Source organism: Actinokineospora alba, assembly GCF_004362515.1.
Taxonomy (GTDB): domain Bacteria; phylum Actinomycetota; class Actinomycetes; order Mycobacteriales; family Pseudonocardiaceae; genus Actinokineospora; species Actinokineospora alba.
Window position 1 is genome coordinate 3,774,299 of sequence record NZ_SNXU01000001.1, and the last position, 15,494, is coordinate 3,789,792.

Consider the following 15,494-nt stretch of genomic DNA (forward strand, 5'->3'; position numbering starts at 1 on the left):
ACTGACGACTTCCTCGTGCTCACCACATCGATGTGTCAACGGGTGGTGTTAGCAACGCGCCCACCAGCGGATCGTGCGTTGCGGTGAACGGTGGTCGAAGCCAGACCAGCGGTCATCGAGGGCAGGACGACCCGGATCCGATAGGCCGATCGGGGTCGAAGAGCGCGTCCGGAAGGCCCCCTGCACCCGTCACGGCGTCGACGCCGCCACTCTGGTGGCCGCACTCGGCGGGGTAACCCTGGGTCTCGTTGAGCCAGACGCCCCGGTCGGCCTCGGGCCTGCCCTCGCCCACGACGGTGAGGTCCATGTCCAGCCGGGCGACCTGGACCCGCGGGCCATCGTCTGTGTGCAGCGGGTAGACGACCACGAACCGGGTCTTGACCAGCAGCTTTCCCGTGCCACCCGACTCGGCCCACATCCGGCCGCGCACCTTCGGCGGCACCGGCAGCAGGGTCGTGTCGGGCCCGAGCCGCACGACGAACCGGTCGACCCGCTGGGGGTCGGCCAGGACCGCGCGCAGGCTCTCCTGGTCACCCTCGGCGAACAGCCGCAGGTAGGGCTCGTAGTCCACGCCCATGATCACCGCGGGTTCCAGCATCGCCGCGGCCACCACGTCGCGGGCGCGGGCGTAGGCGTCGGCGATCGCCTCGGTCGAGTGGGTGCCGATCGCCTCGAACGGGGGGACCACGATCCCGGCGTCGCCGTCGGCCCAGTCCTGGGCCGGAGTCCCGACGAAGGGCCGCGCGGGGTCGGCGGCCACGGTCTCGCGCCGGGCGCCGTCGCCGAACCAGCCCGCCAGGTTCGTCAGGATGAACATGAAGACCATGGCGCCGGCGAGCACCACCGCGCCGACCGGAACCCTCCGCATGGCGCGGACGCTAGAACGGCCGAAAGGCGCGCCGATGACCTCGGGATGCCGTCGAGATGACGTGCGGATGTAAGTACGGCTGATCGGCGCAACGCCCGCTTCGACCGGCCGTTTCCGACCTTCGTAGACTCTTGAACGTGACTCAGACCCCAGCCATGCAGACCACCGACCTCCCGCAGGCCTGGGAGCCTGCCGCGGTAGAGGCGGAGCTGTACCAGGGCTGGGTAGACGCCGGTTACTTCACCGCCGACAGCTCGAGTGAGAAGCCGCCGTTCACCATCGTGCTGCCCCCGCCGAACGTCACCGGCAGCCTGCACATGGGCCACGCCCTCAACCACACCGTCATGGACGCGCTGACCCGCCGCAAGCGGATGCAGGGCTTCGAGGTGCTGTGGCTGCCGGGCATGGACCACGCGGGCATCGCGACGCAGAACGTCGTCGAGCGCCAACTCGCGGGCGAGGGCCTGTCCCGGCACGACCTGGGCCGCGAGAAGTTCGTCGAGCGCGTGTGGGAGTGGAAGGCCGAGTACGGCGGCAAGATCCTCGACCAGATGCGCCGCCTCGGCGACGGCATCGACTGGTCTCGCGAGCGGTTCACCATGGACGAGGGCCTGTCCCGCGCCGTGCAGACGATCTTCAAGCAGCTGTTCGAGGACGGCCTGATCTACCGCGCTGAGCGCATCATCAACTGGTGCCCGCGCTGCCGCACCGCGCTCTCGGACATCGAGGTCGACCACTCCGACGACGACGGCGAACTCATCTCGATCCGTTATGGCGACGGCGACAACGCAATCGTTGTCGCGACCACCCGCGCGGAGACGATGCTCGGCGACACGGCTGTGGCCGTGCACCCCGAGGACGAGCGGTACAAGCACCTCATCGGCACCTACGTCGTGCTGCCGCTGACCGGCCGCGAGATCCCCATCGTCGGCGACGAGCACGTCGACCCGGAGTTCGGCACCGGCGCGGTCAAGGTCACGCCCGCGCACGACCCCAACGACTTCGAGATCGGGCAGCGGCACAGCCTGCCGTCCATCACGATCATGGACGAGGCCGCGGTCATCACCGCGCACGGCCCGTTCCTGGGCCTCGACCGCTTCGAGGCGCGTCCCGCCGTCGTCGCCGCGCTGCGCGCCGAGGGCCGGATCGTCGCGGAGAAGCGGCCGTACCTGCACTCCGTCGGCCACTGCTCGCGCTGCGACACGGTGGTCGAGCCGCGGCTGTCGATGCAGTGGTGGGTCAACGTGCAGCCGCTGGCCCAGGCCGCGGGCGACGCCGTGCGCGACGGCCGCACCGAGGTGCACCCGCCGGAGCTGGCCAAGCGCTACTTCGACTGGGTCGACAACATGCACGACTGGACGATCTCGCGCCAGCTGTGGTGGGGCCACCGCATCCCGGTTTGGTACGGCCCCAACGACAAGGTCGTCTGCGTCGGCCCCGACGAGGAGCCGCCCACCGGCGACGACTGGACGCAGGACCCCGACGTCCTCGACACGTGGTTCTCCTCTGCCCTGTGGCCGATCTCCACGCTCGGCTGGCCGACGAAGACCTCGGACCTGGCCAAGTTCTATCCGACCAGCGTCCTGTCGACCGGCTACGACATCCTGTTCTTCTGGGTCGCCCGGATGATGATGTTCGGCCTGTACGCGATGGACGGCGTGCAGCCGTTCGACCACATCTACCTGCACGGACTGATCCGGGACGCGCAGGGCAAGAAGATGTCCAAGTCGCGCGGAAACGTCATCGACCCGCTCGACTGGCTCGACCGCTTCGGCGCCGACGCCACCCGCTTCACCCTGGCCCGCGGCGCGAACCCCGGCAGCGACATGGCGCTCGCCGAGGAGTGGGCGGGCGGTTCCCGCAACTTCTGCACGAAGCTGTGGAACGCCAGCCGCTTCGCCCTGATGAACGGCGCCACCACCGCGGTCGACGTGCCGGACCGAGCCGAGCTGACCGACGCCGACCGCTGGATCCTCGACCAGGCCGACGCCCTGGTGTCCGAAGTGGACACCCTGTTCGACGACTTCCAGTTCGCCAAGCTGTGCGACGCCCTCTACCACTTCACCTGGGACCTGTACTGCGACTGGTACCTGGAGCTGGCGAAGGTCCAGATCGCCGAGGGCGGCGCCCGCGCGAACGCGACCAGGGCGGTCCTCGGGCACGTGCTGGACAAGGTGCTGCGGCTGCTGCACCCGGTCATCCCGTTCGTCACCGAGGTCCTGTGGAAGTCGTTGACGGGCAAGGAATCCATCGTCATCACCGACTGGCCCACCACGTCCGGCGCCACCCCGGACCCGGATGCCACGCGCCGGGTCGAGGGCGTGCAGAAGCTGATCACCGAGATTCGTCGCTTCCGCGCGGACCAGGGATTGAAGCCGGGCCAGAAGGTCCCCGCGCGTCTGTCCGGTGTGGACGGTGCGGGCCTGTCGGCCCACGCGTCCGCCGTGACGGCGTTGGCCCGCTTGGATGCCCCCGGTGAGGCGTTCGAACCGAGCGCGTCCCTGGAGGTCCCGCTGGCGGGCGGCACGGTGACGGTGGAACTGGACCTGTCCGGCACGGTCGACCTGGTGGCGGAACGCAAGCGCCTCACCAAGGACCTGACGGCGGCGGAGAAGGAACTCGCCCAGTGCGAGGCCAAACTCGGCAACCCCAAGTTCACCGACAAGGCGCCGGCGGATGTGGTGGCGAAGATCCAGGGCCGTCGGGACGTCGCGGCCGCGGAGATCGAGCGCATCACGGCCCGGATCGCCGCCCTGCCGGCAAGCTGAGATAGGGACACCCAACTACACGAAACCGCCCCCGCGGTCGCCGTCGAGATCGGTACTGTCGATCGCACCGGACGTCGATCTTGTGGGGAGCGGACCTTGACCGAGCCAGTCTTCGGCGTCGACGCGGCAACCACCAACGCGGGCCTCGACCAGTGGGCCGCCGACATCCAAGCCAAGGCCGAACGCTATTCGGCCATGGAGCGCGAGGTCACCGCGGTCACCGCCACCGAGTCGTCCAGCGACGGCTCGATCCGGGTCACCGTCGACTCCGCGGGCGCGATCAAGGATCTCCAGTTCACCGAGGACCTCAAGCGCCTGCCCGCCACCCGGATGGCCGAGCTGGTGCTCACCACCATGCGCAAAGCCCAGGCCCGCATCTCCGACCAGGTCGCCGAGATCGTCCAGACCCGCGTCGGCGACGACCCGGAGACCACCGAGGCGGTCGTCGGCGCCTACCGTGCGCGGTTCCCCGATCCGGAGCCCGAGCAGGACGAGGCCGACGGGACCATGCGACTGGGCCAAGTCGACGAAGATGACCAACCCGGGGAACGGCCCCGCCCGCCGCGGCGTCCCAGGCCCGAGGACGACGACGATTTCGGTGGCTCGATCTTCCACTGATTCCTGGGGGTGTCATGCCGGACGACAAGTACGACGTCGTCATCGACGAGCTGCGCGCGCACGCGGCCCGACTCGATGGCTTGTCCGCGCGGCTCAACACGGCCGCCAACGCGGGCAATGAGGTGACCATGGGCACCGAGGCGTACGGGAAGATCTGCGCGTTCTTCGTGCCCATCGTCCAGTCCGTCTCCATGCCGGGGCTGGACGCGCTGGCGAGCACGGCGGGCCGGATGGCCGAGACGGCGCAAGGCGTGAAGGCCACGGCCACCGCCTACGAGGAGACCGAGCAGGGCAACACCAGCGCGCTCGGTGGTCCCCGATGACGAATCCCCTGATCGCGCAACGACAGGACTCGACCACCGCCATCAGCGGCATCGGCATCGCCGAGTCCGCCGTCGACCTGCACAACGGCATCGAGTCGAAGTCGTGGGTGGAAGCAGGCATCGGCGGTGTCGGCACCGGCCTGGAGATGCTGTCGCTGGCTCTCGACCCGGTCGGCACCCTGCTCAGCTACGCCGTGTCATGGCTGATGGAGCACGTCAAACCGCTGTCGGACGCCCTCGACTGGCTCTGCGGCGACGCCGACCAGATCGCCGCCTACGCCCAGACGTGGGCGAATGTGGCCAAGGAGACCGGAAAGGTCGCCGAGGACTTCGGCAACGAGGTCAAGAACGGCACCGCGGGCTGGGCAGGCGAGGCCGCCGACGCCTACCGCGCCTCCGCCGCCCTGCAGAACGAACAGGTCTCCGCGGCCGCGACCTGCGCGGACTCCATCGGCTCCACAGTCCAGGTCGTCGGCGTCCTGGTCGGCGCGGTCCGCGAGATCGTCCGCGACCTCGTCGCCGAGTGCGTCGCCACCCTGATCGCCCGCATCCCGCAGTGGATAGCCGAAATCGGCGGCACCCTCGGCATCGCCACCCCCCACGTCGTCGCGTCGGCCACCGCGCTGATCGCCAAGTGGGTCAACCGGATCAAGGACTTCATCAAGGCCCTCACCAAGTCCCTGGACTCCCTTTCGGGCCTGCTGAAGAAACTCGACGAGATCTGGGCGGGCATCAAGAAGTCCCTCCCCGGCACCCGCAGCCCTGACGTCACCCCCACCCGAGCATCGGACGGGGTTACCTCCCCGAACGCCTCGACCACGACGCCATCCGGCTCGACCTCGCCCAGCAGCGCCAGTCCCGACGGCTCTTCGACCAGCCCGTCCAGCACCACAACCCCAAGCGGCACAACGTCACCGGACACGTCGACCACCTCGCCGAGCAGCACCTCGCCGAGCGGCACGACCTCCCCGAACGGTTCATCGAGCACCAGCCCCAACGGCTCGCGCAGCCAGGTGGGCGACGACCCCAAGGCCAGCGCCCGGCCCGAGCCGAACCGGAAGACCTGCGGCGACCCGATCGACGTCGCGTCCGGCGAGATGCTGCTCACCCAGGACGATGTCCGCCTGGGCGGCGCTCTTCCGCTGGTGCTGTCGCGAACGCACCTGTCGACCTACCGGATCGGCACCCGGTTCGGCGCGTCCTGGGCGTCGACTCTTGATCAGCGTCTTGAGGTCGACGACGAGGGCGTCTGTTTCGTCACCGAAGACGGCATGGTGCTGGTCTACCCGCATCCAGGCGACTCGCCGGTGTTGCCTGCCGAGGGGCCCCGGTGGCCGTTGCTGCGCTCCGCGGACGGCGGATACTCGGTCACCGACCCGGAGTCCGGCCACACCAGGATGTTCGCCGCGGCGACCGGCCCCATCCGGCCGATCATTTCGATCAATGACCGCAACGGACACCGCGTCGACTTCGATCGCGGTGCGGATGGCGTGGCCACCGCGGTGCGTCACTCCGGTGGCTACCGAGTCGACGTGCGCAGCGAAGCCGGGCTGGTCACGGCACTGGTGCTGGCCGGGGCCGACGAGATCACCCTGATCCGGTACGGCTACGACGCGGCGCGCAGGCTCACCGAGGTCATCAACTCCTCTGGAGCCGCACTTCGGTTCGACTACGACTCCGCGGGCCGCATCACGCGGTGGCAGGACCGAAACGAGATGTGGTATCGCTACGGCTACGACGAGCGCGGCCGGTGCGTGCTCAACGAGGGCGCGGACGGTTACCTCTCCGGCGCTTTCGAGTACCGCGAACGGCTGACCGTGTACACGGATTCCCTCGGCCACCGCACGGAATTCCACCTGAACGACGCCTACCAGGTAGTCCGCGAGGTGGACCCGCTCGGTGGCGTGACACTGTCCGATTGGGACCGGCACGACCGGCTGCTGGCACGGACCGACCCGCTCGGTCGAGTGACGCGCTACCGCTACGACGACGACGGCAACCTCGTCGGCATCGTCCGCCCCGACGGTACGGAGTCTTCCGCGACCTACAACGCGCTGGGGTTGCCGCTGACGGTGACCGAGGTCGACGGCGCCGTGTGGCGACGCACCTACGACGACTGCGGCAACCTGCTCTCCATCACCGACCCGATGGGCGCGGTGACGACGTTCGATCTCGACGCTCATGGCAATGTCACCGCGATCACCGACCCCCTCGGCGCCGTGCGTCGGGTGGAGTCCGACCAAGCGGGTCTTCCCGTCGTGGTCACCGATCCGCTCGGTGCGAGTACCCGATACAGCCGTGACCGGTTCGGGCGCATCGCCGCCATGACAGACCCGCTCGGTGGCAGCACCCGACTGGGCTGGACGATCGAGGGCAAGCTCATCTCCCGCACCCAGGCGGACGGCGCGGTCGAGCGCTGGCGGTACGACGGCGAGGGCAATCTTGTCGAGCACATCGATCCCGCCGGGAACACCACGAGGACGGCGTACACGGGGTTCGATCAGCCCGCTTGGCAGGTCGGCGCCGACGGAGCGCGCTTGGAGTTTGGCTACGACACGAACCTGAGGCTCACGTCGGTCACCAACCCGCAGGGTCTCGTCTGGCGCTACACCTATGACGCTGTCGGCAATCTTGCCGAGGAAACCGACTTCAACGGCAGGCGGCTGACGTACTCCTACGATGCCGCGGGCCAGCTGGTGGGCCGCGCGAACGGCTTGGGCGAGCTCGTCTCCTTCGACCGTGACGTGCTCGGACGCTTGCGCGCCAAGCATTCCGGGCCCGCGACGACGTCCTACGAACACGACGCGCTCGGGCGGATGACCAGGACGACAAGTCCGGACGCCGATGTCCACTTCGAGCGGGATGTCCTGGGCCGGGTCCTCGCGGAGACCACCAATGGTCGAACTGTTCGGTCGGTGTACGACCCGCGGGGCAACCGAATCCGCCGCGAGACCCCCAGCGGCGCGGTCAGCGAATGGGAGTACGACGCGGCCGGCAACGCCGTGGCACTGTTCACCGGCGGCAGGCGGATGTCGTTCGGCTACGATGCGGCAGGTCGGGAGGTCCACCGCACGCTCGACTCCGGTACGGCGCTCGCCCAGGATTGGGATGCCAACCACCGCCTGCGGTCGCAGACACTCACCGCACGTGGCATGAACGTCCAGCGACGGGACTACCAGTACCGGCTGGACGGGTGCCTGACCGCGGTCGACGACCGGATCGCGGGCGCACGCCGCTACGACCTGGACCCGGCGGGTCGTGTCACCGCGGTGCACGGCGCCGGGTGGACCGAGCGCTACGCCTACGACGCCGCGGGCAATCTCACCCAGGCGGCGTGGCCCGGCGAGCATCCCGCTGAGGGAACACGGGAGTACACGGGAACCAGGGTCCGCCGGTCGGGCACCGTCCACTTCGAACACGATGTGCAGGGGCGGGTCCTGCTTCGGCGGCAGCGTGCTCTTTCCGGCCAGATCCGGGCGTGGACCTACACCTGGGACGCTGAAGACCGCTTGGTCGCCGTCACCACCCCGGACGGCGCCCGGTGGCGCTATCGCTACGACGGTCTGGGAAGGCGCACCGCCAAGCAGCGACTGGCCTCGACCGGCACCGAGGTGGTCGAGCAGGTCGACTTCGCCTGGGACGGTCTCGTCCTCGCCGAGCAGACCACGTCCGGAGCGGTTCTCGACGGACCCGACCCGGCGGAACGCACCACCACGTGGGAGTTCGAGCCGGGCACGTTCCGGCCGGTCGCGCAGCGGGAACGGGTTCGCACCTCACCGCAGACGTGGATCGACGCGCAGTTCTACGCCCTGATAACCGACCTGATCGGCACGCCGACGGAGATGGTCGACTCGGACGGCGCACTGGCGTGGCGTTCGCAGACCACGCTGTGGGGTGCCGCCTTGGCTGGGCTGGGTGGGGGTCCGTACTGCCCGCTGCGGTTTCCCGGTCAATACCACGACGTGGAAACCGGGCTCAACTACAACGTCCACCGCTACTACGACCCGGCCACCGGGCACTACGGTTCCGCCGACCCGCTTGGCCTGCTGGCGGGACCGAACCCGTTCGCCTACGTCGGCAACCCGACGCTTCGGTCGGACCCGTTGGGCCTCACGGATTGCGCGCGGGCCAAGAAGCTGGCGAACAAGACCAGCGAGCGCGCGCGGAACGGCAGCGTCCGGGAGGCGCCGAACTATCATGGGCGGCTTTCGCGGGAACGCGAACTCGAGATCCTGTCCAACCCGGACGGCGTCTACCACTCGACGGGTTCGGGCGGCCGGTTCATCTACCGCCAGGGCGACGACATCGTGATCACCGAAGGTCCTGGAAGCAAGGCGGGCCAGTTGGTGACCAGTTACGGGCCATCCGGTCCGCGCGGTGACAGCGGTGCGGCGATCTTCGGCGGGTCCTCGGCTGATCCTGGGATGCCTATCACCCACGACATGATCGTCAACGGGACGATCCCGACACCGGATGGCGGGACCGTTCCGCCCGCCATCCAGATCCTTCCCTAATAGGGTGGAGCCTGTGTCGGAATCCATCGGTCGGTTCGAAGTACGCCCAGGTCGCGGCCTCGCGGTCACACCACGTCTGATCATCGGAAGCCGGTCGCTGATGGTGAGCCCGTGCCAGGACGGAGCGGCCCACGAGCGGCACGTGCTGGCCACTGTGGGCAGCGGCAACTGGTACCAGTCCGAGCATGACGAGCTGCGGTTCTCGCCGTCGGAGCGGGTGCTGGAGAGTGTCTGGCTGCACATCCCCGAGGTCAACGCCGATCTCGCGGAGCCGCTGGCGCGGTGGCGGGCCCTACCGTCGACGCCGGGCACTCTCGGGTTGGTCGGATCGGACCCGTTCGACCAGGTTCCAGCGACGACGCGCATGTTCGGTGCCGACGGGACACTCGTGTGCGCCTATGGGGCCATCGCGTCCGGGGCGGAGACTCGGCTTGAGGTCGCCGAAGGCTGCTCGGTGGTGGTCGGCGATGGTGACCTGGTTGGTTGGTTCATCGAGGATGCCGAGCGGTTCGTGGTGCGGTCGTGGGAGTTTCCGGGATCGGCGGTCGAGGACCGTGAGTTCCAAACACGCATGGCGGAGTTCTTCGACCTCGTCGCGGAACCGAACCTCGAGGCCCTGGAAGACGGCGAACCGGACGTGATCGAGCGCCTCTCCGTGTTGCGCGACGGGATCGATCTCGGCGGTGGGGTTCAGGCCAGGCGGGCCGCGCTGCGGGAAACGGTCGCCGAGTTGGTCGACTTCTTCGGATGACCACAAGGTCATCGATTCGAGAGGCAGGGGATGGGCGACAGCGGACGTGCGGCCATCCTCCGCTCTGCCGGTTTCGAGGTCGTCGGCACCGTGGAGTCCGCGGGAGGCCTGCTTCCGGAGCAGGCCTGGCGCCGCGTCATCAATCTGGACGTGGTCCCCGTCGCCGAGGTCGACGACGATGACCTGGACCGCGTCGACGCCGAGTGGCGCGGGCTTGCCGACGAGAGCGGGCTGTTCGCGGACGACGGCTCGTTCCTCATCAGCCCGCCCGGTCCCGGCGCCATGCGGTTGCCCTGGGTGCGGGTCCGGTTGACGGCCGCGACAAAGCTGGCCGGGCAGCTCCACGCCAGTCCCGGTCAGCCCGAGTTCGTCACGGCGGCGTTGGACGGGCACGTGGTGCTTGGCGTCACCAGCGAAGAGCATGGAGTGTGGCTGGTCCGGGGCTAGCGGCCCAGTGGGATCTCGAAGTGCACCGTCTGGAACCCGATCGGGTCGCCGTCCCGGTTGTCGTACACCTCCGTGGCGATCGACCGCCAGAACGGCTCCGCCCCCGGCACCCGCGTGTCCGTGTGCAGGTAGAGCACCGAGTACGTCGGCTCGTTCGCCACGAACTCGGTGGCCGCCCGGACCAACTCCCGGGCCAGCCCACACCGCCGGTGCTCCGGCCGCACGTACACCCGGAACAGCTGCGCCGTCGCCCCGCCCGCGTACCGCTCAGCCAGCCACCCCGGGTGCGGCGGGCTGGCGGGGGCGACAGCGCGGACGCCGGTGGTGGCGACGATCTCGTCACCTTTCGCCGCAACGAAAAGGGCGTGTCGCGGCGGTTCCAGGTAGGCACCGCGCAGGTCGATGGCGTCGGCGTGCCATTCGGGGCGGTAGCCGTAGCCGAACTCGCGGTAGAAAGTGTCGAGCATGACGCCGCGGGCGCCGTCGAGGTCGGTTTCGCGGGCCTGGCGGATGTCGTATGGGCTCATGGGTGCGCTTCCTTGATGGTGTGGCCGAGCAGGCCGATGGTCACGGGGTGTTGCGGGTCGCTCAGGACGTCGTGGGCGTCGCCATGTTCGACGACTTTCCCCTTGTCCAGCACGACGATCCGGTCGGCCAGTCGGGACACGACGCCGAGGTCGTGGCTGATCAGGACGACCGTGCAGGGTAAGCCTGCCAGCAGGTCGAGCAGGCCTGCTTGGGTGATGGTGTCCAGCCCGGACGTGATCTCGTCGCACACCAGCACGTCCGGGCGGGCCAGCAGCGCCCGGACGAGCGCGGCCCGCTGCAGTTCGCCGCCGGACAGGCCAGCCGGGCGTCGCCTGGCTGTCTCCGCGCTGACGCCGACTTTCGCCAACTCGTCCAACGCGAGAGCGGACGCCTCAAGCTTCGAGGCGCCACGCAGGCGCACGGCGGTCCGGGAGATCTGGTCCAGCACCGTACGGTGCTCGTCGAACGAAGCGCGCGCGTCCTGGAAGACGTACTGCGCCTGCGTAAGTCGGGGCCGGACGCCGTCGACCAGAATTGAGCCGTCCCAAGTGGAGTGCAGGCCCACCACGCACCGGGCGAGGGTGGTCTTCCCACTGCCGGAACGGCCGACCACGCCGAGACATTCGCCGACGCCGGCCGCGACCGTCACCTTGTGCAGCACCTCGGCCGACCGGTGCCGGGCGCTGAGGTCCCGCACTTGCAGCCGAGGCCCTCGGTCCGCGGCGGCGGGTGGCACCTGGATCTGGGGCTGGGCCTCGATCAGCGCCCGCGTGTAGTCGTCGCGCGGCGAGGTCAGCACCTCGTCGGCCGGGCCCGCCGCGACTACCCGACCCGCCCGCAGCACGACGATCTCGTCCGCCAGCGCCCGCACCACCTCGAGGTCGTGGGTCAGGATCACCACCGCCACGCCTTGCCGGGCGACCTCCGCCAACTCGGCGACGATCTCCGCGCGGGTGATGGCGTCCTGGCCGGTCGTCGGCTCGTCGGCGATGATCACCGCCGGTTCCCGGACCAAAATCTGCGCCAGCACGACCCGCTGCTGCTGTCCGCCGGAAAGCTGATGCGGATACCGGTCGAGCAACTCCGCGGGCACCCGAGCCCGCCGCAGCGCTGTGGCGATCGCCGCTTCGTCGCCGATCTCGCGGAACACCGCGCCGATCCGCCGAACCGGGTTGAGCGCGGCCGACGGGTGCTGCGGCACGAACCCCGCGTTCCCGCGGACGGTCACGCTTCCGCTGACCCGCACCCCGGCGGCGTGCTCGCCCAGCAGCGCGAGCCCGGTGGTCGTCTTCCCGCTGCCGGACTCGCCGACCAGCGCCAACACCCGCCCGGCCGCCAACGCGAAACTCACCCCGTCGACCAGGGTCCGGGTGTCCGTCTCGGCGCGCAGACCCTCCACATGCACGACGGTCACGTCCGCGCCTCCTTCCGCAAAGCCTTGTCGAACACCAGGTTCAGCCCGATCGACAGAGCCACGATCAGCAGCGCGGGGACCACGACGGCCAGCGGCTGCAGGAACAGCCCGCCGCGGTTGCGGTCGACCATCACCGCCCAGTCCGCCGCGTCCGGCGCCACCCCGATCCCGAGGAAGCTCGCCGACGCCACCAGGTACAGCGCGCCGGTCAGCCGGACACCCACGTCCGCCGCGAGCGTGCGCGCCATGGACCGTCCGATGTAGACGATCGATTTCCGCCACCATGACTCGCCTTGCAACCGCATCGCCTCCAGTGCGGGCCGCCCGGCGATCTCCAAGGCAGCCGCCCGGGAGATCCGCGCGACATCAGGAAAGTTGATCAGCGTCACGATGCCGACGATCACCGCGATGCCCTGTCCGGCGATCGTGGCCAGCAGGATCAGCACCAGCAGCGACGGGATCGCCAACAGCAGATCCAACGGCCGCATCAGGAGCTCGTCGACCGCCCGCACCCGTGACGTCGCCGCCAGCACACCCCACGGCACACCGACGACGTACGCGCCCGCCGTGGCCAGCAGCGCCACCAGGGCCACCGACTGGCCGCCTGCCAGCACCTGGTGCCACACGTCCCGCCCGACGAAGTCGGTGCCCAGGAAGTGGTCCGGCATGAACGGCGCGCCCCGGGTCTGCGTCTCGGGCACGAACAGCGGCCCGAGCAGTGCCAACAGCAGCGGGACCGCGATCAGCAGCCCACCCACCCCGAACCGCTTCATCGGATGCCCACCGCCCGCGGCGAGAGCCGGAACGCGACGAGGTCGGCGATCAGGTTCACCGCGACCGTGGTCACCGCGAACACCACCGCGAGCCCTTGCACCACCGGGAGATCACGGCTCGCGACCGCGTCCACGAGCGTGGTGCCAAGCCCCGGGATGACGAACACCGCCTCCACCACGATCACCCCGCCGAGGAGCCAGTCCGTGGTCCGCGCGACCTGCTGGACGGCGGGCGCGAGCGCGTTCGGCAGCGCGTGCGCGAACCGGACCCGGCCGACACTGAGCCCCAGCCTGCGCGCGTGGCGCACGTAGTCCGACGACAGCGCCTCGATCATGCCCGCGCGCACCAGCCTGCTGATCGAGCAGATCGGCCGGGCCAGCAGCACGACCAGCGGCAGCACCAGCACCTCAGGGTGTCCCAGCAGGTCTCCGCCGACCCCGACAGCGGTCGGCGGGAGCCAAGCGAGCTGCACGCCGAACAGTGCGATCAGCACCACCGCCAGCGCGAACTCCGGAATCGAGTGCAGCCCCACGCTGATCGACGTCAGCACCCGGTCCAGCCTGCTGCCCTCCCGCAGCGCCGCCAGCACCCCGACCATGACCGACAGCGGAACCAGCAGCACCAGAGTCAGCACCGCGAGGACCGCCGTCGGTGCGAGACCGTTGGAGAGGAACGCCGAGACCGGTCTGCCGGAGACGATCGAGACCCCGAGGTCCAGGTGCGCCAAGCCCCACAGCCACGCGCCGAACCGTTCCAGCGGCGGCCGGTCGAGACCCATCACGGTCCGGATCTGCTCGATCCGCTCCGGGTTCGGGTCGTCCCCGGCGAGCGCCACCGCGGCGTCCCCCGGCAAGGCCTGCACCAGGAGGAACACCACGGTGGCGACGGCGATGACCTGGATGACCCCGAAGGCCAGCCGTTTCACCGCGTAGCGGCCCAGACTCACCCGAGCCACACCTTGTCGAACCTCGCCCAGTCCAGCGTGTTCGCCGGCGCGGTCGCCACACCGCTGACGTTGCGGGCGGTGCCGACGATCCAGTCCGCGAAGCCCCACATCAGGTAGCCGCCCTCGGCGTGCAGCGAGCGCTGCATCTCCGCGTACACCGCGCCGCGCGCCTTCTCGTCCGCCGTGGACACCGCCTTCTGGTACAGCGCGTCGAACTCGGGCCGGGTCCACTTGGTGACGTTGGTTCCCGACGTGCTGAGCAGCCGCTGCGCGATGTGCGTCTCGATCGGCATCGCGCCGGAGCGGAAGCTCGACATGGAGCCGTTCTTGAGCGTGTCGGCCCAGTAGGTGTCCTTGTTGCCGGTGACGACCTCGATCGTCAGCCCGGATCCCTTGACCTGGTCGGCGAAGATCGTGGCCGCCTCGACCATCCCGGCCGCGGCGGTGGACGTGTCGAGTTTGATGGTCATGCCCTCGGCGCCCGCCTTGCGGATCAGGTGCTTGGCCTTGTCCAGGTCGCGCGTGCGCTGCGGGATGTCGCCGGCGTAGTACTGCGAGCCCTTGCCGAACAGGTCGTTGCCGATCTGCCCGCTACCCGCCAGGGTCGACTCGACCAACTGCGGCCGGTCGGCCAGCAGGAACATCGCCTCGCGCAGGTCCGGGTTGTTGAAAGGCGCCCGGTCGAGCTTCATCGCAAACGCTTGCACCGCGCTGTTGGGGGAGCGGACGATCGTCATCCGGTCACTCGCGCCGTGGGCCCGGGCGGTGGTCGGGGTGAGGTCGTGGGCGTACTCGACCTGCCCGCCGAGCAGCGCGTTCGTCCGCGCCGACTCCTCGTTGGCGATCACGAACTGCAGCTCGTCGAGGTGCGGGGCACCCTCCCAGTACTGCGCGTTCTTCTTGAGCAGTACGGACTTGCCCGGCTCGAACGAGACGAAGCTGAACGGGCCTGAGCCGACCGGTTTGGTGAAGTCCTCGGTGCCCTCGGGGACGATGTAGGTGCCGAAGGCGGCGAGCGCGTTGGGGAATTCGACGAACGGCCGCTTGAGGGCGAACTCGACGGTCCGGTCGTCGATCGCCTTGCTGTTCGCCAGGTCGATCAGCGACAGGCTCGACTTGGCCCGGAAGGCGCGCTTGGGGTCGAGGATGCGGGCGTAGCTGGCGAGCACGTCCTGCGCGCGCACCGGCTTGCCGTCGTGGAACACGGCCTGGCGCAGCGTGATCCGCCAGCGGGTCAGGTCGCCGTTGGGCTCCCACTTCTCGGCCAGGCGCGGCTGCGCGGAGACGTCGGCGCCGAGGTCGGCGAGCTTGTCGAACATCGCCTTCGACCGTGCCGCCTCGACGAACAGGTTCGCCAGGTGCGGGTCGAGGACCTCCTTGGCGCCGCCGCCCGCGAACGCGGCCCGTAGTCGCCCGCCCGCTTTCGGGGCGGCCGTGGTGGCCGACGGTGTCGAGCAGCCCACGAGGCCGGCAGCGGAGAGCCCGGCGGTGATGGCGAGGAAGCCGCGGCGGCTGAGTTCGGGGAAGTGGGTCATGGGGGAGA

The 15,494-nt window shown here is 69.7% G+C and carries 12 protein-coding genes; 6 read left to right on the forward strand and 6 right to left on the reverse strand.

What is annotated here, in order from left to right; translation table 11 throughout:
* Positions 1 to 112: 112 nt before the first annotated feature.
* Positions 113 to 868: a hypothetical protein gene (locus C8E96_RS17275; protein WP_091372614.1), complete on the reverse strand. Its 756-nt coding sequence runs from the start codon at positions 866 to 868 to the stop codon at positions 113 to 115.
* A gap of 155 nt (positions 869 to 1,023) precedes the next feature.
* On the opposite strand from C8E96_RS17275, the gene C8E96_RS17280 reads away from it, so the two are divergent.
* From C8E96_RS17280 to C8E96_RS17305, 6 genes are all read left to right on the forward strand, one after another.
* Positions 1,024 to 3,636, forward strand: coding sequence for a valine--tRNA ligase (locus tag C8E96_RS17280; protein WP_091372610.1), 2,613 nt, complete (start codon positions 1,024 to 1,026; stop codon positions 3,634 to 3,636).
* A gap of 96 nt (positions 3,637 to 3,732) precedes the next feature.
* Positions 3,733 to 4,254 carry a YbaB/EbfC family nucleoid-associated protein gene (locus tag C8E96_RS17285; protein ID WP_091372606.1) on the forward strand — a complete coding sequence of 174 codons (522 nt, stop codon included), beginning with the start codon at positions 3,733 to 3,735 and terminating at the stop codon, positions 4,252 to 4,254.
* Between the two features lie 14 nt (positions 4,255 to 4,268).
* Positions 4,269 to 4,577 (forward strand): type VII secretion target, encoded by a 309-nt coding sequence (locus tag C8E96_RS17290; RefSeq protein WP_091372600.1) that lies wholly within the window; start codon positions 4,269 to 4,271, stop codon positions 4,575 to 4,577.
* Positions 4,574 to 9,091: a DUF6531 domain-containing protein gene (locus C8E96_RS17295; protein WP_091372596.1), complete on the forward strand. Its 4,518-nt coding sequence runs from the start codon at positions 4,574 to 4,576 to the stop codon at positions 9,089 to 9,091. Before C8E96_RS17290 ends, C8E96_RS17295 begins: the two co-directional genes overlap by 4 nt.
* Positions 9,092 to 9,104: 13 nt before the next feature.
* On the forward strand, positions 9,105 to 9,842 hold the full coding sequence (locus C8E96_RS17300) for a hypothetical protein (protein ID WP_091372591.1): 738 nt from the start codon (positions 9,105 to 9,107) through the stop codon (positions 9,840 to 9,842).
* 30 nt (positions 9,843 to 9,872) lie between these two features.
* Positions 9,873 to 10,289 (forward strand): hypothetical protein, encoded by a 417-nt coding sequence (locus C8E96_RS17305; RefSeq protein ID WP_091372587.1) that lies wholly within the window; start codon positions 9,873 to 9,875, stop codon positions 10,287 to 10,289.
* Here the strand turns inward: C8E96_RS17305 and C8E96_RS17310 are convergent.
* From C8E96_RS17310 to C8E96_RS17330, 5 genes are read right to left on the reverse strand one after another with little or no spacing between them, the layout of a single operon-like run.
* Entirely contained in the window at positions 10,286 to 10,816 is a 531-nt protein-coding gene (locus tag C8E96_RS17310) for a GNAT family N-acetyltransferase (RefSeq protein WP_091372583.1), read from the reverse strand. The two genes, C8E96_RS17305 and C8E96_RS17310, sit on opposite strands and share 4 nt — an antisense overlap.
* Positions 10,813 to 12,231 carry an ABC transporter ATP-binding protein gene (locus C8E96_RS17315; protein ID WP_091372579.1) on the reverse strand — a complete coding sequence of 473 codons (1,419 nt, stop codon included), beginning with the start codon at positions 12,229 to 12,231 and terminating at the stop codon, positions 10,813 to 10,815. The genes C8E96_RS17310 and C8E96_RS17315 overlap by 4 nt, the downstream gene beginning before the upstream one ends.
* On the reverse strand, positions 12,228 to 13,004 hold the full coding sequence (locus C8E96_RS17320; protein ID WP_091372574.1) for an ABC transporter permease: 777 nt from the start codon (positions 13,002 to 13,004) through the stop codon (positions 12,228 to 12,230). The genes C8E96_RS17315 and C8E96_RS17320 overlap by 4 nt, the downstream gene beginning before the upstream one ends.
* Complete coding sequence (locus C8E96_RS17325; protein WP_091372571.1) at positions 13,001 to 13,951, reverse strand: ABC transporter permease; 951 nt, start codon at positions 13,949 to 13,951, stop codon at positions 13,001 to 13,003. The genes C8E96_RS17320 and C8E96_RS17325 overlap by 4 nt, the downstream gene beginning before the upstream one ends.
* Positions 13,948 to 15,486: an ABC transporter substrate-binding protein gene (locus C8E96_RS17330; protein ID WP_091372566.1), complete on the reverse strand. Its 1,539-nt coding sequence runs from the start codon at positions 15,484 to 15,486 to the stop codon at positions 13,948 to 13,950. The genes C8E96_RS17325 and C8E96_RS17330 overlap by 4 nt, the downstream gene beginning before the upstream one ends.
* Positions 15,487 to 15,494: the final 8 nt, after the last annotated feature.